Source organism: Clostridium sp. RTP31139st1_H3_RTP31139_211217 (assembly GCF_040227035.1).
Taxonomy (GTDB): Bacteria; Bacillota; Clostridia; order Clostridiales; family Clostridiaceae; genus Clostridium; species Clostridium saudiense.
This window is the reverse complement of the sequence record NZ_JBCOAB010000001.1, coordinates 48,114-67,292: the sequence shown is the minus strand read 5'-3', so window position 1 is coordinate 67,292 and position 19,179 is coordinate 48,114. Positions and strand designations below refer to the sequence as shown.

20 protein-coding genes are annotated in these 19,179 nt (G+C 27.3%); 16 read left to right on the top strand and 4 right to left on the bottom strand.

Annotated elements, in window-relative coordinates:
• Nucleotides 1–45: 45 nt before the first annotated feature.
• Complete coding sequence (locus tag ABUA17_RS00385; protein WP_042400362.1) at nt 46–828, top strand: hypothetical protein; 783 nt, start codon at nt 46–48, stop codon at nt 826–828.
• A 33-nt stretch (nt 829–861) separates the two neighbouring features.
• On the opposite strand, the gene greA is transcribed toward ABUA17_RS00385, so the two are convergent.
• A complete protein-coding gene (greA, locus tag ABUA17_RS00380) occupies nt 862–1,326 on the bottom strand; it encodes a transcription elongation factor GreA (RefSeq protein ID WP_042400359.1) in 465 nt (154 codons plus the stop codon).
• A 281-nt stretch (nt 1,327–1,607) separates the two neighbouring features.
• On the opposite strand from greA, the gene ABUA17_RS00375 reads away from it, so the two are divergent.
• Nucleotides 1,608–2,129 (top strand): CarD family transcriptional regulator, encoded by a 522-nt coding sequence (locus tag ABUA17_RS00375; RefSeq protein WP_042400356.1) that lies wholly within the window; start codon nt 1,608–1,610, stop codon nt 2,127–2,129.
• A gap of 76 nt (nt 2,130–2,205) precedes the next feature.
• Here the strand turns inward: ABUA17_RS00375 and ABUA17_RS00370 are convergent, their stop codons facing one another.
• On the bottom strand, nt 2,206–3,258 hold the full coding sequence (locus ABUA17_RS00370; protein WP_055275979.1) for an NAD(P)H-dependent flavin oxidoreductase: 1,053 nt from the start codon (nt 3,256–3,258) through the stop codon (nt 2,206–2,208).
• A 401-nt stretch (nt 3,259–3,659) separates the two neighbouring features.
• Here ABUA17_RS00370 and ABUA17_RS00365 point away from each other — a divergent pair, with 401 nt between their 5' ends.
• The 13 genes from ABUA17_RS00365 to htpG all read left to right on the top strand — a co-directional run bounded on the left by ABUA17_RS00365 (nt 3,660) and on the right by htpG (nt 17,031).
• Nucleotides 3,660–4,637, top strand: a complete 978-nt coding sequence (locus ABUA17_RS00365) for a beta-ketoacyl-ACP synthase III (protein ID WP_042400351.1) — start codon at nt 3,660–3,662, stop codon at nt 4,635–4,637.
• 93 nt (nt 4,638–4,730) lie between these two features.
• Complete coding sequence (acpP, locus tag ABUA17_RS00360; RefSeq protein ID WP_042400349.1) at nt 4,731–4,958, top strand: acyl carrier protein; 228 nt, start codon at nt 4,731–4,733, stop codon at nt 4,956–4,958.
• Nucleotides 4,959–4,975: 17 nt separating this feature from the next.
• Nucleotides 4,976–5,908: an enoyl-[acyl-carrier-protein] reductase FabK gene (gene fabK, locus ABUA17_RS00355; RefSeq protein ID WP_055275976.1), complete on the top strand. Its 933-nt coding sequence runs from the start codon at nt 4,976–4,978 to the stop codon at nt 5,906–5,908.
• A gap of 12 nt (nt 5,909–5,920) precedes the next feature.
• Nucleotides 5,921–6,874: an ACP S-malonyltransferase gene (gene fabD / locus ABUA17_RS00350; RefSeq protein WP_055275974.1), complete on the top strand. Its 954-nt coding sequence runs from the start codon at nt 5,921–5,923 to the stop codon at nt 6,872–6,874.
• Nucleotides 6,868–7,611, top strand: a complete 744-nt coding sequence (fabG, locus tag ABUA17_RS00345) for a 3-oxoacyl-[acyl-carrier-protein] reductase (RefSeq protein WP_042400344.1) — start codon at nt 6,868–6,870, stop codon at nt 7,609–7,611. The genes fabD and fabG overlap by 7 nt, the downstream gene beginning before the upstream one ends.
• A 14-nt stretch (nt 7,612–7,625) precedes the next feature.
• Complete coding sequence (gene fabF / locus ABUA17_RS00340) at nt 7,626–8,861, top strand: beta-ketoacyl-ACP synthase II (protein ID WP_055290851.1); 1,236 nt, start codon at nt 7,626–7,628, stop codon at nt 8,859–8,861.
• A 6-nt stretch (nt 8,862–8,867) separates the two neighbouring features.
• Complete coding sequence (accB, locus tag ABUA17_RS00335; RefSeq protein WP_055275969.1) at nt 8,868–9,341, top strand: acetyl-CoA carboxylase biotin carboxyl carrier protein; 474 nt, start codon at nt 8,868–8,870, stop codon at nt 9,339–9,341.
• A 33-nt stretch (nt 9,342–9,374) separates the two neighbouring features.
• Nucleotides 9,375–9,791, top strand: a complete 417-nt coding sequence (fabZ, locus tag ABUA17_RS00330) for a 3-hydroxyacyl-ACP dehydratase FabZ (RefSeq protein WP_042400336.1) — start codon at nt 9,375–9,377, stop codon at nt 9,789–9,791.
• A 13-nt stretch (nt 9,792–9,804) separates the two neighbouring features.
• Nucleotides 9,805–11,148, top strand: coding sequence for an acetyl-CoA carboxylase biotin carboxylase subunit (locus ABUA17_RS00325; protein ID WP_042400333.1), 1,344 nt, complete (start codon nt 9,805–9,807; stop codon nt 11,146–11,148).
• 12 nt (nt 11,149–11,160) lie between these two features.
• Nucleotides 11,161–12,039, top strand: coding sequence for an acetyl-CoA carboxylase, carboxyltransferase subunit beta (gene accD / locus ABUA17_RS00320; protein WP_055275967.1), 879 nt, complete (start codon nt 11,161–11,163; stop codon nt 12,037–12,039).
• The gene (locus ABUA17_RS00315; RefSeq protein ID WP_154820878.1) at nt 12,023–12,817 is read left to right on the top strand and encodes an acetyl-CoA carboxylase carboxyltransferase subunit alpha; all 795 of its coding nucleotides are present in this window, start codon (nt 12,023–12,025) and stop codon (nt 12,815–12,817) included. The genes accD and ABUA17_RS00315 overlap by 17 nt, the downstream gene beginning before the upstream one ends.
• A gap of 302 nt (nt 12,818–13,119) precedes the next feature.
• Nucleotides 13,120–14,472, top strand: a complete 1,353-nt coding sequence (locus tag ABUA17_RS00310; RefSeq protein WP_055275965.1) for an alpha-amylase family glycosyl hydrolase — start codon at nt 13,120–13,122, stop codon at nt 14,470–14,472.
• 678 nt (nt 14,473–15,150) lie between these two features.
• Entirely contained in the window at nt 15,151–17,031 is a 1,881-nt protein-coding gene (gene htpG / locus ABUA17_RS00305; RefSeq protein WP_195951172.1) for a molecular chaperone HtpG, read from the top strand.
• Nucleotides 17,032–17,122: 91 nt separating this feature from the next.
• On the opposite strand, the gene ABUA17_RS00300 is transcribed toward htpG, so the two are convergent.
• Entirely contained in the window at nt 17,123–17,425 is a 303-nt protein-coding gene (locus ABUA17_RS00300) for a hypothetical protein (protein WP_042400324.1), read from the bottom strand.
• 217 nt (nt 17,426–17,642) lie between these two features.
• Here ABUA17_RS00300 and ABUA17_RS00295 point away from each other — a divergent pair, with 217 nt between their 5' ends.
• Nucleotides 17,643–18,167 (top strand): hypothetical protein, encoded by a 525-nt coding sequence (locus ABUA17_RS00295; protein ID WP_042400322.1) that lies wholly within the window; start codon nt 17,643–17,645, stop codon nt 18,165–18,167.
• 9 nt (nt 18,168–18,176) lie between these two features.
• Here the strand turns inward: ABUA17_RS00295 and ABUA17_RS00290 are convergent, their stop codons facing one another.
• Nucleotides 18,177–19,082 (bottom strand): radical SAM protein, encoded by a 906-nt coding sequence (locus ABUA17_RS00290; protein ID WP_349817897.1) that lies wholly within the window; start codon nt 19,080–19,082, stop codon nt 18,177–18,179.
• Nucleotides 19,083–19,179 lie beyond the last annotated feature (97 nt).

The following is a 19,179-nucleotide window of genomic DNA, read 5'->3' as shown; positions in this document are numbered from 1 at the left end:
TAATATTAGCAAAAATCAAATTTATTTTTATAGGAGATTGTACCAATGGAAAAAATTTTTATAACTAATACTGAAGGCACACCTCAATTTGGATGTAGCTTATGCTATAAATGTAATAGCATTTTTGGGAAAAGCTTATGTAAAGTTAAAAATAGAGGTTGTTGTTGGTATTTCCCCAAGTTTACTTTATATGATATACAGAAGATGATAAAAAGTGAAGAAGGGATTTCTACTTTAAATAGGATTTTAAAACTGCCTAATATTAAAATATATAATTACTATATTCATGCAGTTGGATATTTTGATTACGATAGTCATGATAAATATATAAAAAATAATGGGACATGTGAATTACCATATGCAACAGAGGAACAAATTAAAGAAGTCAGAAGTGAAATTATTTCTGAAAATGATGAATATTATATATATGAAGAATATAATGAATATGATTCAGATAAAAATAATAGTATAAAAAAACCTAGAGTTATAAATGATGTTTCTATGTTCTTTCGAGCTTGTCCCTTTGTAATAGATGGTCAAGGTTGTACATTAAATAAAAAATATAGAACTTATATTTGTAACTTTTTTTTATGTGATGAAATAACTGATAACCTTATAGAAGAGTCTACTTTTAAAAAGTATAAAGAAGAAAGAGATAATTATATCAGATGGATAGAGTGGGAAAATTCTTCTTTAGAGTCACTCTTAAGACATAAAAATATAAATTTAGTTAAAAATTTTAATGATGTAATTAATCTTCTTAAAGAAATTGAAATTAATGAATATGAATTTCCAAATTTAGATGAAATAAATATAAACTTAAAATAAAAATGGTAGCAATTATACTACCATTTTTATTTATTATAAAATTTCAAGTATTTCCACCTTATAATTTTCACCAGGTGCCATTACTTCAGCTATATCCCCAGCTTTTTTTCCAACTAGAGCTTTTCCTAAGTCAGATTCAATACTAATTAACATATCTTCTGGCTTTGCATCTAACGTAGTAACTAGGGTAATTGTATCTTCGAAATCATCATCTAAAAATTTAATTTTAGCTTTTGTATTTATTCCAATAATAGATTTATCCATTCGTTCATCATCAATAATAGTTGATGTTGTAATTAATGTTAATAAGTGTTGTATCCTATTATCATTTTCTCTATATTCTTCACATGCAGCTTTATATTCTGCATTTTCTGATCTATCACCATGAGCTGCTGCAATTAATTTTTCTTTAGCAATTTCTGCTCTACGAACAGTCATTCTATATTCTAATTCTTCTTGTAATTTTTTAATATTTGATTCAGTTAATATTTTTTTCATAAAAAGCGTATCTCTCCTAAAAATTATTATGATAATATTATAAAGATTTATTAAATAAAAATAAAGATATCATTATAAGAAACGAAAAAATTCCAATAATATTTTTACTTAAACTTAAAATTAATTTCTCATTTGAAATTAATTTTTTAAAGATGTATAATTATACTATAATATAAAATTAAATATCATAATAAATTTAAAATACAACGTGTAGTTTGTCGATGTTCAACGTAAGTCCAGTTGCCGATAAATTACACTTTTTTTGTTAGGAGGAAAAGTTTATGTTTTCAAAAAATGAATATATCATTTATGGATCAACAGGTGTTTGTAAAATAATCGATATTGTTAAAAAGAAATTTGGATTTAATAAAGAAAGAGAATATTACATTCTAAAACCAGCATATGATACTAATTCAACTATATATGCACCAATTGATAACGACAAAATTAGCATTAGAAAAATTATGACTAAAGAAGAGGTATACGATTTAATCAAAACAATGCCTGATAATGAAACTATCTGGATTGATGATATGAATTTAAGAAAAGAAACGTACAATGAAATATTAAAAAAGGGTAATAAGAAAGATATAGTTAAGCTTATTAAGACACTATATATGGAAAAGCTAAGAAAAAAAGAAGAGGGTAAGAAACTTAATGCTGGAGATGAAAAAATTATGAATGAAGCTGAAAAGCTTTTGCATGAAGAATTTGCATTAGTATTAAATATCAAAGTAGATGAAGTTTTACCTTTCATTTTAGGTGAATTATCCCCAGAAGAAAAACAAAATTTGAATTTTTAATTATTTAATCTAAAATTAGAGGGTAAGGTATTTTACTAAAACACCTTACCCATAATATAAAATAATAGATATTTCTCTATGAAATTAGTTCATCTATTAGTTGAGATACTGGAACTATTTTATCTATTCTATATGCATTAGATCCACAAAAAATCAAACCATTATCAATATCGCCATAAGCTGCATTTATAAGAGCCTTGCTAATACAATATGGTGTAGTTGATGGATTACATGGAACAAGACAATTGTAACATTTTGTTATTTTTTCACCTTCACTTGCTATCTTTTCTAAAAATTTATTTTTAATAGCTCTTCCAGGCATACCAACAGGACTTTTTACAATTTGTATATCTTTTTTAGTACAGTTAACATATGCATTTTTATATCTTATATCAGCATCACATTCATTAGTAGCTACGAATCTTGTACCAATTTGCACACCGCTAGCCCCTAAATTCATATATTTCTTTATATCATTATTATCAAAAACGCCACCACCAACAATTACAGGAATATCTTGATTATTTTCTTCTTCAAATTCTTTAACAGTTTTTAAGATATCAATTACATTATCATCAAATTTTTCAATTTCGCTTTCAATTTTATCACCCTTAAATCCTAGATGTCCGCCTGCCTTTGGCCCTTCAATGATAATCCCATCTGCAATTTTATTATAATGTTTTTTCCAATAAGTTAATATTAATTTAGTAGCTTTTGTAGATGACACTATTGGCAATATTTTTATAGAACTATCTTTTGTATATTCTGGTAATTTCAATGGTAATCCAGCTCCTGAAATAATTAAATCAGCACCACCTTCAATAGTTGCTTCAACTAATTCTTTGTAATTATTCATAGCAACCATTAAATTAACTCCTATAATTCCATTATTACTAATTTCCTTTGCTTTAAGTATATGCTTTTTTAAAGCTCTAATATTAGCTTCTAATGTATTAGTTTCGAAATCCTTTTCACGATATCCAGGATGTGCAGCTGAAATAATTCCAATAGCCCCATTTTTAGCAACATTACCAGCCAAGTTAGAAAGTGAAATTCCAACTCCCATACCACCTTGTATAATAGGTAATTTCGACAATATGTTTCCAATTTTTAATTCTTTCAATTTCATTTTTTTTACTCCTTCTACGAAAAATACTTTGATAATCAAAATATATTTCAAAGTATAATATAAATTATCTAAAAAGGCAATAAACAAAAAAATTATTGACAAAATTTAAAAGTAGAATTATGATAAAGATGTTTGATGGTCAAAATATTTGAGAAAGGAGTGAAATATTTAACATTTTTTAAAAGCATTTTTTTTATTTTATAAAATTATTAATTAGAAATTATTTATTATTATTTATATAAAACAAAAGGAAAACTCGATAAAACATACAAGGGAAAAATATAACTTATTATTTATTATAAGTTGCTTAAGATAAAAATATTAAATTACTTAATATTTTATATTTTTAACATTTTAATTTGATTATCAAATAATTATATTTTAAAAACAAAGGTGTTAAGATGAGTTTAGTGAAGTTTATAGGAGTTGGGCATTATTGTCCTGAAAATATCGTAACAAACAATCAATTATCAGAAATTGTTGACACGTCACATGAATGGATCATTAAAAGAACTGGAATATCTCAAAGAAGAATTTCAAGTGGTGAAGGAACTGTTGATTTAGCAGTTAATGCAGCTAAAAATGCTATGAAAATGGCTAATTGTACTCCTGAAAGTATTGATTTTATTATTGTAGCTACAACATCACCAGATAGGCTTATGCCATCAACTGCATGTAGTGTACAGCAAAGATTAGGATGTATAAATGCAGCGGCTTTCGATATAAGTGCAGCATGCTCAGGTTTTTTATATTCATCAGTAATAGCTAATTCATTATTAAAATGTGGAGAAGGTAAAAGAGCTTTAGTAATTGGAAGCGAAGTTCTTTCAAGAATAGTAGATTGGACTGATCGTAATACATGTGTATTGTTCGGAGATGGGGCAGGTGCAGCTATACTAGAAACTTCTAATGATAGTTCTGGAATAATAAGTACCTGTGTTGGTTCTGATGGAACTAATGGATTGAAGGCATTATCGTCTAATCAATTTCCAATTAAAACCCCTTTTTCTGATTCTACTTTAGAAAGAAAAGAATTTATAGAAATGGATGGCAGAGAAGTATTTAAGTTTGCAATATCAATAATCCCAAAAGTAGTAAATGATTTATTGCAAAAATCTAATGAAAATATTGAGAATATAAAGTATATAATACCACACCAAGCTAACTCTAGAATTATAGATGATGCTGCTAAAAAATTAAATTTAAGTAGGGACAAGTTCTTAATGAATCTTGAACAATATGGTAACACCTCTGCAGCAAGTGTTCCAATAGTATTAAGTGAATCTATAGATAAAGGGCTTATTAATAAAGGTGATAAGGTAATATTAGTTGCTTTTGGTGGTGGCCTTACTTGGAGTGGAATATTATTAGAATGGTAATTTAAAAAATAAATAGAAATGACTAATTAAATTTATTTAAAATGTCAATAATAATATATATTGTAAAAATAAAGAATTTTTGGAGGAAGTAATATGATATTCGATAAAATAAAGGAAATAATAGTAGAACAATTAGGAGTTAATGAAGAAGATGTACAATTAGAAACTAGATTTATAGAAGATTTAGATGCTGATTCTTTAGATTTATTCCAAGTTATCATGGAACTTGAAGATACTTTTAATGTAAAAGTAGAAGATGTTGAAAATATAAAAACAGTTTCAGATGCTGTATCATTTATTGAAAAAGCAACAGCTAATTAGTATTGGAGGTAAAAACTATGAAAAAGGATATATGTAATCTTATAGGTATTAAGTATCCTATTTTTCAAGGAGGCATGGCCTGGGTTTCTGAAAGTAATTTAGCTGCTGCTGTTTCAAATGCAGGAGGATTAGGAATTATAGCAGGAGCTAATGCTCCTGCTAGCCATATACGAGAAGAAATCAGAAAAACAAAAAAATTGACAGATAAACCATTTGGATTGAATATTATGCTTTTATCTGATAATGCTGATGAGCTAGCAGATATAGCAATTGAAGAAGGTGTTAAAGTTATAACTACTGGTGCTGGGAATCCTGGTAAGTACATCGAAAAATGGAAAAACGCAGGTATTATAGTTATTCCAGTAGTAGCTTCTGTAGCACTGGCTAAGAGAATGGAAAGAAGTGGAGTAGATGCTGTAATTGCTGAAGGATGTGAATCAGGTGGTCATGTTGGTAAATTAACAACAATAGTTTTACTTCCACAAGTATGTGATGCTGTTAATATTCCAGTAATCGGAGCTGGAGGAATTGCAGACGGTAGAGGTATTGCTGCTGCTTTCACTCTTGGAGCAAGTGCTGTTCAAGTTGGAACAAGATTCTTAGCTTCAGAGGAGTGTCAAATACATCAAAACTATAAAAATGCAGTAGTTAAAGCTAAAGATATTGATACTGTAGTAACCGGAAGATCTACAGGGCATCCTGTTCAAGTTATAAAAAATAAATTAGCTAAAGAGTATTTAAAGCTTGAAAATAACAATGTAAATATCGAGGAGCTCGAAGAATTAGGAAAAGGTGCTTTGAAAAAAGCTGTTATAGATGGAGATATTGATAATGGTTCATTAATGGCAGGTCAAATATCTGGAATGGTAAATAAAATACAAAGTGTAAAAGAAATAATTGAAGAAATGTTTAATGAATATGACAATATTAAGTGCAATTTTAATTCATAAACAAATGGAGGAATTATGAGAATAGCTTTTATTTTTTCAGGCCAAGGTTCACAATATATTGGAATGGGCAAGGAATTATATGATAACTATCCTGTTTGTAGGGATGTTTTTAATAAAGCAAATGAAATCTTACAATTTGATATTAAAAATATGATTTTTAATGGTAATAAAGAAGAATTAGATATTACAGAAAATACTCAACCAGCAATACTAACTACTTCTATTGCAATCTTAAGAATATTAAATGAAAAAGGTATTGAACCTGAAATTGTTGCAGGTCTAAGTTTAGGAGAATACTCTGCTTTAGTAGCAAGTAATTCCATTGACTTTGAAAGTGCATTAAAACTTGTTAGGAAAAGGGGTCAATTAATGCAGGAAGCTGTACCTCCTGGACTTGGTGCAATGGCAGCTGTTATAGGATTGAATGAAGATATAATAAAATCTAATTTAGATAGTATATCTAATAAAGGTATTGTTGAAATTGCTAATTATAACACACCTAATCAAATTGTAATTGGAGGCGAGAAGGAAGCTGTAGAGTTAGCACAAAATTCTTTAAAAGAAGCAGGTGCAAGAAGAGTAATCCCATTAAAAGTTTCTGGTCCTTTTCATACATCTATGTTAAATGAAGCTTCAAAAAAATTAGCGTTACATTTAAATGATACTGTCTTTAACGAACCAAAAGTAAAAGTTATTACAAACGTAACAGGTGATTTCATTAAAAATAAAGATGAAATTAAAAGTTTATTAGAAAAACAAGTGAAATCATCTGTTAAATGGAGCAATACAATTGAAAAAATGATTGATGAAGGCATTGATACTTTTATAGAAATCGGACCTTCCAAAACATTAAGTAGCTTCGTTAAAGAAATAAGCAGAGGTAAAAAAATTAAAGTAAACATCTTTAATGTAGAAGACTTAACTTCACTTAATAAGACATTAGAAGGAGTTGAAACTAAATGTTAAAAGATAAAAATATTATAGTAACAGGAGCTACTAGAGGAATTGGGAAAGAAATAGCACTAACATTAGCTCAAAATGGTGCTAATATTGCTATAAACTATAGAAATTATAATGAAGAAGTAGAAGAACTAATTAATTCAATAAAAGAATTTGGAGTAGATGCTATTGCTGTAAAATGTGATGTTAGTAAATCGGATGAAGTAGATAACTTTATATCTGAAGTTAAAAATCATTTTAGTTCAATAGATGTATTAGTAAATAATGCTGGAATAACTAAAGATGGATTATTATTAAGAATGAAAGATGAAGATTTTAATAGTGTTTTAGATGTAAATTTAAAAGGAACATTTAATACTACAAAATCAATATCACCAATAATGATTAAACAAAAGCATGGAAAGATTATTAATATATCTTCAGTTGTTGGTATTGTAGGAAATGCAGGACAATGTAATTATGCCGCATCTAAAGCTGGAGTAATAGGCTTTTCTAAATCAGTGGCTAGAGAGCTAGCTTCTAGAAACATAAACGTTAATGTCGTTGCTCCTGGATATATTGATACTGATATGACAAAAAGCTTACCTGATAAAGTAAAAGATGAAATATTAAAAAGTATACCTATGAAAAAAATGGGTAATCCTAAAGAAGTTGCTAATTTAGTATTATTTTTATCATCAAGTTTATCTGACTATATTACTGGTCAAGTAATAAATGTTGATGGTGGAATGGTAATGGCTTAAAAGGAGGTTTTACTTTGAAAAGAAGAGTAGTAGTAACAGGTCTTGGTGCTGTAACACCAATTGGAAATGATGTTGAAAGTTTTTGGTCTGGAATAAAATCAGCTAAAAATGGAATAGATGAAATTACATTATTTAATCATGAAAATTTAAAAGTTAAAATGGCAGGAGAAGTTAAAAACTTTGATCCTACATTATATATGGATAAAAAAGAATCAAAAAGAATGGATAGATATACTCAATTTACAATAGCTGCGGCTACTGAAGCTTTAAATGATAGTAAAATTAATCTTGATGAAGCTAATAGAGAAAAAATAGGTGTTTTTTTTGGTTCTGGAATTGGAGGGTTATCAACACTTGAATCTCAAATAAGAACTTTAGTAGTTAAAGGACCTAGTAGAGTTTCACCATTAACTATACCAATGTCAATATCAAATATAGCCTCTGGAACAATAGCTATTAAATTTGGTTTACTAGGTAGCAGCTTTAGTATAACATCAGCATGTGCATCAGCAACTCATTGTATAGGTGAAGCATATAGAAACATTAAGGATGGTTATTGTGATGTTATTTTCGCTGGTGGAGCAGAAGCTTCAATTTGTGAATTTGGTATTTCTTCATTCCAATCATTAACTGCATTAAGTAAAAGTGAAGACAGAAATAGAGCCTCTATCCCATTTGATTTAGAGAGAAATGGATTTGTAATGGGGGAAGGTGCAGGAGTATTAATATTAGAAGAACTTGAAAGTGCTTTAAAAAGAGGTGCTCATATCTATTGTGAAATTGTTGGCTATGGTTCTACTTGTGATGCATATCATATAACTTCACCTTGTCCTGATGGAGATGGTGCTTATAGAGCTATGAGAGATGCAATGTTGGATGCAGATGTTGAACCTAGTAAAATCTCTTATATTAATGCACATGGAACTGCAACTGAAATCAATGATAAAGTTGAAACATTAGCAATAAAGAAAGCTTTTGGAGATAACTATATGAAGCCATATGTTAGCTCTACAAAGTCAATGACTGGTCATTTATTAGGTGCAGCTGGTGCAATAGAAGCAATTGCATCTATTAAAGCAGTAGAAGATAACTTTGTGCCACCAACAATAAATTATGTTCATCCTGATCCTGATTGCGACATAAACCTAATAGTAAATGAAGGTAAAGAAAGTAACATTGAGTATTCTATGTCAAATTCATTAGGCTTTGGTGGTCATAATGCAACTCTTATATTTAAAAAATGGAGGTAGCTTAAATTGTTAGACTATAACCAAATTAAAGATTTGATAAAGGAAATAGATTCCTCGTCATTAAGAGTTTTTGAATTAGAAGATAGTGATATTAAGTTAAAACTAAGTAAAAATAATACTACTAACTGTATTAATGAAACTATAAATGATATTCAGCAAGAGGATTTAGTTAAAAGCTTAAATAATGTTAATAATAATACAATCATGTCAGATAGAAATGACAATATACCAATTATTGATGAAAATGTAACAATTGTTAAGTCACCTTTAGTAGGCACATATTATTCCTCTTCAACTCCTGGTGGAACACCATATGTTGAAGTAGGTACGACAGTAAAAAAAGGAGATGTGTTATGCATTATTGAGGCGATGAAAATAATGAATGAAATAACTGCTGAAGTAGATGGAAAGATAATCGAAGTATTAAGAGAAGATGAAGATATTGTAGAATTTGGAATGGAGCTTTTCAAAATAGTTTAACAATACTTCATAAGTTAATAAGGAGAAATTTTTATGGATATAAATCAAATAAAAGAAATATTACCCCATAGATATCCTTTTCTATTAATAGACAGGGTTATAAGTATAGATGGAAATAAAATAGTTGCAATCAAAAATGTTACTGCTAACGAAAATTATTTTCAAGGTCATTTTCCTATAGAGCCTGTAATGCCAGGTGTATTAATAATCGAAGCTTTAGCTCAAACGGGGGCAGTAGCAATATTAAGTAAAGATGAATTTAAAGGTAAAATTGCTTATTTTGCAGGTATAGATAAAGCTAAATTTAGAAGAAAGGTTGTACCTGGTGATACATTAAGATTAGAAGTTGAACTTACAAAGTTACGTGGTAGAGCTGGAGTAGGATATGGTATAGCTTATGTAGATGATAAAAAGGTATGCGAAGGAGAATTAACCTTTATGGTAGGTTAATGGAGGTATTTTTATGATTAGAAAAGTTTTAATAGCTAATAGAGGCGAAATTGCTGTAAGAATTATTCGTGCTTGTAGAGAGCTTGGAATAAAAACTGTTGCTATTTTCTCTGAGATTGATAAAGATGCCATGCATACAGAACTTGCAGATGAAGCTATTTGTGTTGGAACTTCAAAATCTAAAGATTCTTATCTTAATGAAAGTAATATATTGAGTGCTGCCGTAGTTACTGGTTGTAATGCCATTCACCCTGGATTTGGCTTTTTATCAGAAAAGGCAAGTTTCGCAAGTATGTGTGAAGAATGTAATATAAAATTCATTGGCCCTAGTAGTGAAACAATTAGCATAATGGGCAACAAATCAATGGCACGTGAGATAATGAAAAAAGCAAATGTTCCAGTTATTCCTGGAAGCGATGGACTTATAAATAATATTGAAGAAGCTAAAATAGAAGCAAAAAAAATAGGATACCCTATAATGATAAAGGCCTCTTCAGGTGGTGGAGGTAAAGGAATAAGAATTGTACCTAACGAATCTGAATTGGAAAATGCATATTTTACTGCTAAAACAGAAGCTAAAAATAATTTTGGCGATGACTCTGTTTATATGGAAAAATTTATTGAAAATCCAAGGCATATTGAATTTCAAATTTTAGCTGATTCCTTCGGAAATGTAATTCATTTAGGTGAAAGAGATTGTACAATTCAAAGAAGAAATCAAAAGGTGCTTGAAGAAGCACCATCTATAATTTTAAGTAATAAATTAAGAGAAAAAATGGGAATAGCTGCAGTTAATGCAGCAAAAGCAGTTAACTATATAAATGCAGGAACTATAGAATTTTTACTTGATAAACATGGTGATTTTTATTTTATGGAAATGAACACTAGAATACAAGTTGAGCATCCAGTTACAGAAATGATAACAAATGTAGATATTGTAAAGGAACAATTAAATATAGCAAATGGTAAAGAATTATCATTATCTCAGGATGATATTGTAATTGAAGGTCATGCAATTGAATGTAGAATTAATGCTGAAAATCCTAATAAAGGTTTTGCTCCATGCCCAGGTAAAATAAATTTTTTAAATATTCCTGGTGGAAATGGAATAAGAGTAGATACTGCTGTTTATAATGGGTATAGTATTCCACCTACTTATGATTCAATGATTGCTAAGCTTATAGCTCATGGAAAAACTAGAGAAGAAGCTATAAGAAAAATGTTACGAGCATTAGATGAATTTGTCATAGATGGTGTTGATAATAATATAGATTTTCAAATTAGTATATTAAATAATGAATTATTTCGCTTAGGAAATTATGATACTAGTTTTATAAGCAATGAATTTAAACTATAAGTTGGTGATATTATGAGAATTTTTAAAAAGAAAAAATATGGAGTTATAAATGTTCCTTTTATTGATAACAAAGATATCCCAATAGTACCAGATGGAGCCTGGGTTAAATGTGACCATTGTGGCAAAATATTATATAAGAAAAACTTAGAAGAAAATTACTACATGTGTAACAACTGCAATCATTATTTTAGATTATCAGCTCACGATAGAATTAACTTGATATGTGATCAAGATTCATTTATAGAATTTAATAGAAATATGGAAACAAACAATCCTATGAAATTTCCAGGCTATGAAAAGAAAATAGCTAAATATAAAGATAGTTCTGGAATTACAGAAGCTGTTATAACTGGTACTGGTTTAATTAATGGTAATAAATCTGTGATATGTGTAATGGATTCTCATTTTATGATGGGAAGTATGGGAACTGTTGTTGGAGAGAAAATTACATTAGCTGTAGAAAAAGCTATTGAAGAACATTTGCCAATAATAATTTTCACTGCCTCAGGTGGAGCTAGAATGCAAGAAGGAATTTTATCATTAATGCAAATGGCAAAAGTAAGTGCAGCTCTTGCTCGTCATAGTAAAGCCGGATTACTTTATATAACTGTCTTAACAGATCCAACTACTGGAGGTGTAACAGCAAGCTTTGCAATGTTAGGTGATATAATTTTAGCTGAACCTCATGCTTTAGTTGGTTTTGCAGGAAGAAGAGTAATTGAAGGCACAATAAAAGAACAGTTACCTGAAGACTTTCAAAGTGCTGAATTTTTATTAGAAAAAGGATTTGTTGATAATATTGTAAAAAGAGATGAAATGAAAAATGTTTTATCGCTTCTATTAGGGTTGCATAATCAAGCAGGAGGTGATTCTATTGACAAAAGCAATTAAAGCTTGGGATAGATTATCTATAGCTAGAATGATTGATAGACCAAACGCAGAGGATTATATAAAATTAATATTTGATAATTTTTTTGAATTACATGGAGATAGATACTATGGAGATGATAAAGCTATAATTGGGGGTATAGGAAAGCTTGAAAATACTCCTGTCACTATAATAGGAATCCAAAAAGGAAAAAATTTAAAAGAAAATATGGAAAGAAATTTTGGTTCTCCTTATCCAGAAGGTTATAGAAAAGCACTTAGATTAATAAAGGAAGCTGAGAAATTTAATAGACCAGTAATTTGTTTTATTAATACTTCTGGAGCCTACTGCGGAGTTGAAGCTGAAGAAAGAGGTCAAGGAGAAGCCATTGCAAGAAATCTTTTTGAAATTTCACAAATCAAAACACCTATTATTTCTATTATTATTGGTGAAGGTGGAAGTGGTGGTGCCATTGCATTAGCTTGTGGTGATAGAGTTTGGGCTTTAGAAAATTCCGTTTATTCTATTTTATCACCTGAAGGTTTTGCATCAATTTTATTAAAAGATTCATCAAAAGCTAAAGAGGTAGCAGATGTAATGGGAATAACAGCTTATGATCTGCTTTCTAACGGTGTAATTGAAAAAATAATAAATGAGCCTACTGGTGGTGCTCAAACAGATATTAAATCAGTAGCGAATGATTTAAAAAAATCATTAATATCAGAAATAAATGATTTAAAATCAATGGATGTAAATGAACTTATTAATCAAAGGTATGAACGTTATAGAAAATTTTATTAAAATAAAGGAACAAGTTATTTATTTAACCTGTTCCTTTATTTTTTAAGGTAATTATACAGAGGTATGTGTAGCTCAATACACAAAATGTATCTTACATTAATAATTATTGCCACTTTTTCCATTTTATACACTAAAAATATTTTTTTTATAGTTATAAAATTGAGCCTTTCAGACAAATATAATAATTATAAGCTGAAAGGCTATATATATAGGAGAATATTATGAGTTTTTTGATATTATATATTATATGGTAGAAGTTTTAAATTATGATTACTAATAATTTAATTTTAGGAGGGTATAACATGATTAATTCAATAAAATCTTCAGTATTTTATCACATATATCCATTAGGGTTTTGCGGTGTGATAAATAATAAAAAAAATTATACAAAAAAAGCTGGATTATCAAAGATTGATGATAAATGGATAAATCATTTCACTCAACTTGGAATAAATTCAATTTACTTCGGACCATTATTTCAATCTACCTATCATGGATATGATACCATTGATTATTTAAAAATAGATGATCGTTTAGGAACAAACGCAGACTTTAAACAATTAGTTAGAAAATTACACGATAATAATATTAGCGTTATTGTTGATGGAGTCTTTAACCACGTTGGACGTGAATTTTGGGCATTTAAAGATGTTATAGATAAAAAATCTCAATCACCATATACATCATGGTTTAATATTAATTTTAATGGAAATAGTAACTATAATGATGGCTTCTATTATGAAGGATGGGAAGGACATTATGATTTAGTCAAACTTAACTTATATAACAAAGAGGTTAAAAATTATCTTTTTGAAGTAATTGAAAAGTGGATAAATGAATTTGAAATAGATGGAATACGACTTGATGTTGCATATTTATTACCTAAAGAATTCTTAAAAGAACTTAGAGAAAAAACAACTCAATTTAAAAATGATTTTTGGCTAATGGGCGAAATGATTCATGGTGACTATAATAGTATAGCTTCACCAGAAATGTTACACTCAGCAACCAATTATGAACTATATAAAGGTTTATATTCAGGTCATAATGAAAAAAATTATTTTGAAATCGCTTATTCTTTAAATAGAGAATTTGGTGATTATGGTATTTATAAAAATATAGACTTGTATAATTTTGTTGATAACCATGATGTAAATAGAATTGCTTCAATGGTTAATACAAAGGAATATTTAAAAAATATTTATACAATACTATTTACTATTCCTGGAATACCATCAATTTACTATGGAAGCGAGTGGGCAATAGAAGGTGATAGAAAGATAAGTGATTTAAACCTAAGACCAGAATTATTTTTAGAGGATTTTGAAAATGATATTGATGCAAAAAATATAGAAAAGTTCATTTCTAACTTAATATCTATTAGAACTAAAAATATAGAATTAACACAAGGATGTTATAAAGAAATTTTAGTCAAAAATAAACAATTTGTTTTTGGAAGAGGATATAATGATAAATGGATTTTGATTGCTTTGAACCTTGATAATAAAGAAGAAATTTTACAATTTAATGTACCTTTTGCAAATAGTACATTAATTAATCTACTAGATAAAACTGAAAAACTAAATGTAAAAGACTATAAATTAAACATTTCTATACCAGCCTTTAGTAGTAAAATATTAAAAGAAGAAGAATAAAAAAATAAAGCTACATAAATTATAAATCATCATAAAATCTATTTATAATTTGTGTAGTTTTAATTTTAGTTAATACTTTTCATTATAAGCATTAATTATATATGAAAACGATAATATTACAAATATTGCAGTATTAATAAATATAATTGGTGGCATAAATGTACTAATTAATTTTAGTGTATAAATAGGATATGGAATTCTTAAAGCATAATTAATTAAATATTTTATTAATATTATAAAAAATATATTGAGTATAAAATAAATAAATTGCAGTATAAATGCTTTTTTACAGTAATACTTAATATGCTTCTTGTTAGAATTAAAATAATAAACAATTATTGGATATAACCAGTTAACATAACATAACTTTGAATGAAATAGTAAAAGTATTGGTATTACATATACAGAAATTATAATCAATCTATTTTCTAATACACATGAAATACTATTTATCTTTAAATGGCTTTTATCCGTAATAATTCCTCCAAATATAAATAATATAGTAAAGTATATTATTTATATTAATAAAGTATTATCATTGTTTTTACTTTTTTGTAAATACTTTATTAATAATATTGACAATGAAAATTAAAGTAGTAAAATAATTATTATAGTGTTAGCACTCATTGTTATTGAGTGCTAACAATAACTTATGAGATTAAAAAAGGAGAGAGTTTTATGGAAACAAAACAATTTAAAGCAGAATCAAAAAGATTATTAGATTTAATGATTAATTCAATTTACACTCATAGAGAGATCTTCTTAAGAGAGTTAATATCAAATGCAAGTGATGCAATTGACAAAATATATTACAAAGCATTAGTAGATGAAAATATAAACTTTGACAAAGATAATTATTTCATCAAAGTAACTCTTGATAAGGATTCAAGAACAATAAAAATTAGTGATACTGGTATAGGTATGACTAAAGAAGAGCTTGATGATAACTTAGGTGTTATAGCTAAAAGTGGTTCATTAAAATTTAAAAAAGAAAATGAAATTAAAGATGGTTATGATATCATAGGACAATTTGGTGTAGGATTCTATTCATCTTTCTTAATTGCAGATAAAGTTACTGTTATAAGTAAAGCATATGGAAGCAATGAAGCGTATAAATGGGAATCATGTGGTGTTGATGGATATACAATAGAACCATGTTATAAAGATTCTATTGGTACAGATATAATTTTACATGTAAAAGAAAATAGTGAAGATGAAAATTTTTATGAATATTTAGAAGAATATAAAATTAGAACATTAATTAAGAAATACTCTGACTTTATTCGTTATCCAATTAAAATGGATATAACTGAAAGAAGACTTAAAGAAGGTTCAGAAAACGAATATGAAGATATTATAGAAGAAAAAGTAGTAAACAGCATGGTTCCTATTTGGAGAAAAAACAAAAATGAACTTACTACAGAAGACTATGATAACTTCTATAAAGAAAAACACTATGGCTTCGATAAACCTTTAAAACATATTCATTTAAGTGTTGATGGAACAGTTAGCTATAATGCAATTTTATATATTCCGGAAAATATGCCTTATGATTTTTATACAAAGGATTATGAAAAGGGGTTAGAGCTTTATTCTAATGGAGTAATGATCATGAATAAATGTTCTGATTTATTACCTGACTACTTTGGATTTGTAAAAGGTATAGTTGACTCTGAAGATTTATCATTAAATATTTCAAGAGAAATATTACAACATGATAGACAATTAAGATTTATTGCAAAAAATATAAAAAATAAAATAAAAAGCGAACTTGAAAAAATGCTTAGAAATGATAGAGAAAGCTATGAAAAGTTCTATACTGCTTTTGGAAGAACACTTAAATTTGGTGTGTATGATAACTTTGGTGCAGAAAAAGATGTTCTTCAAGACTTACTAATGTTCTATTCATCAAAAGAAAAGAAGATGACTACTTTAGATGAATATGTAACAAGAATGTCTGATGACCAAAAGTATATTTATTATGCTGCTGGAGAATCTATTGATAGAATAGAAAAACTTCCTCAAACAGAATTATTACTTGATAAAGGATATGAAATATTATACTTTACTGATGATATTGATGAATTTGCTATTAAAATGCTTATGAAGTATAAAGATAAAGAATTTAAATCAGTGTCAAGCAGTGATTTAGGTATTGAAAATAATGATGCAGAAATAAAAGAAGAGGAAAATGATGCAGAAAACAAAGCATTATTTGATTCAATGAAAGATATCTTAAATGGAAAGATTAGTGCTGTTAAGATTTCTAAGAGATTAAAAAATCATCCTGTTTGTTTATCAAATGAAGGAGATTTATCAATTGAAATGGAAAAGGTATTAAATCAAATGCCTAATGCACAAGGTGTAAAAGCAGATAAGGTACTTGAAGTAAATGCTAATCATGAAGTTTTTAAAGCATTAAAGGATGCCTATGAAAATGATAAAGATAAATTGAATTTATATACTAATATTTTATATAATCAAGCATTATTAATTGAAGGATTAAGCATATCAGATCCAGTTGAATTTACTAACGACATCTGTAAATTAATGAAATAGTTATTGAAAAATTTCCCAGGTAATATTTATAATATTCCCTTAACAACGAAAAAGAATGTTATTAGAAATAACTCTAATAACATTCTTTTTATTATTCATATTTAAATTTAACACTAATTTCCTTAATTTCACCTTTAGAATTTTTTCTAATTGTAAAATTCTTTATGTCTTTAAATTCATTATCTAACTGATAAGCTAATTCATTAATAGTTGCCTTACATTTCTTAGATAAGTCATTGTCTTCAACAATTGTAAATCTAGATTTTTTACAAGTAGTTTCATTTTGCGAATCATCGATTACTACATAATAATCAGAAGTCTCCTCAATAACATAATATTCCTTGTTTAAAGTTAAACTATCGCATAAATTATTATTTATACATCTTAAAATCATATTTAATTCCTCCCTAACCCTTTTGCCTATATTATAGGACAAAATCCATAAAAATGAAATTGGAATTTCATATGAATTTAATAATACTTTTTAGTAGGAAATTATATTATTTACATAAATATATTTTACAACTCCTATTATTATCTTGTATAATCAACTTTGCATATATTTATGCAAATACCAAAGAAAAAGTAGTAATATAATGTGGAGGGATATTATGAATATAAATAATAATTTATTAAATGAGAAAATCAATCAATTAAAAAAAGGCCTTGAAATTGTTGGGGCAAATGAAAATTTATACAATAAAACTAATGATGAAATTATAAATGATATCTTAGATATGGCTTTTAAAGGTGAAACTTTAAAGTTTACTATAAATGATTCAGAATATACAATTAACGAATTAATTCAACTTAAACAAGAATATGAAAAACATTTCTTGAGAAATAAACTAACAACATTAAATTCAATTGTATATAAAATAAAGAAGTACGATACATCATTAGATTCATTAATTAGAAAGTATAAAAAGACAAGAGGATTAGAGGAATATAATAAAATTTATGCAAGCATAAATAAGACTTATAGACTTGATATAAATAAATTAGTGTTATCTAGTGTTAATAATATAGAAAATATTACTGATTTAGATGAGCAAGAACATCTTTATGGAGAATATTTAAATCAAAAAAGAAAACAAATAGTAGATGGTGTAGTTAGTAAAGTAGGGATAGTTTAATACTATCCCTTAAACACCTTTATTGTTAAAGTCAGGTACAAAATCTTCTGTATCAGTTCCGGCATCTTGGATAAAACCATTTTTAACACCAATAGATAATGCATAATTTATTAAAGAATCATAAACTTTAGGATTTATTGATTTGTTAATTTCGGGATAATCCTTTGCATTATACAATGGAGTATATTGATTCATCAATGAAATATATACCTTATCATTAAATGTATTATAAATTAAATCTATAACTTTTTTTGAATCAAAAAGTAACCCTGGTAACATTAAATGCCTAACAATTACTCCTTTTTTCATTATTCCGTTATTATCAAACACAGGAGGACCTACTTGTCTAACCATTTCTGATATTATTTCGATTGCATTTTTTGAATAGTTATTTACCTTTGAATATTTCAATGAATATTTATCACTAAAATATTTGAAATCAGGTAAATAAATATCAATATATCCTTCTAATGATTTAATAGTATCTATAGTATCAATAGAATTTGTATTATAAACTATTGGCAAGGCTAGCCCATTTTTTTTTGCTATTTTTATGGATTCAATAATCATAGGAACATAATGAGTTGGTGTGACTAAATTAATATTATTTGCTCCTTTATTTTGTAATTCCATAAATATTTCTGCAAGTCTATTTATAGTGATTTCCTTACCATATCCATTTTGGGATATTTTAGAGTTTTGACAAAATACACATTTCAAATTGCAATTTGAAAAAAATACTGCCCCCGAACCATTTTCTCCTGAAATACAAGGTTCTTCCCAGAAATGCAAATCAGCTCGTGCAATCTTAATTTTATTATATGTTTTGCATACTCCCATAACATTTTGATTTCTATTTACTTTGCAATTTCTAATACATAAATTACAACTATTTAATAAATTTATATCATTCATATTTAACACCTCATAAGTGAAATTCATGTTTTTAATTCAGTTAATAAACTCTTTCGACTATAAAATGAAAAGATAGTTATTAAAAGTATAGCAATTT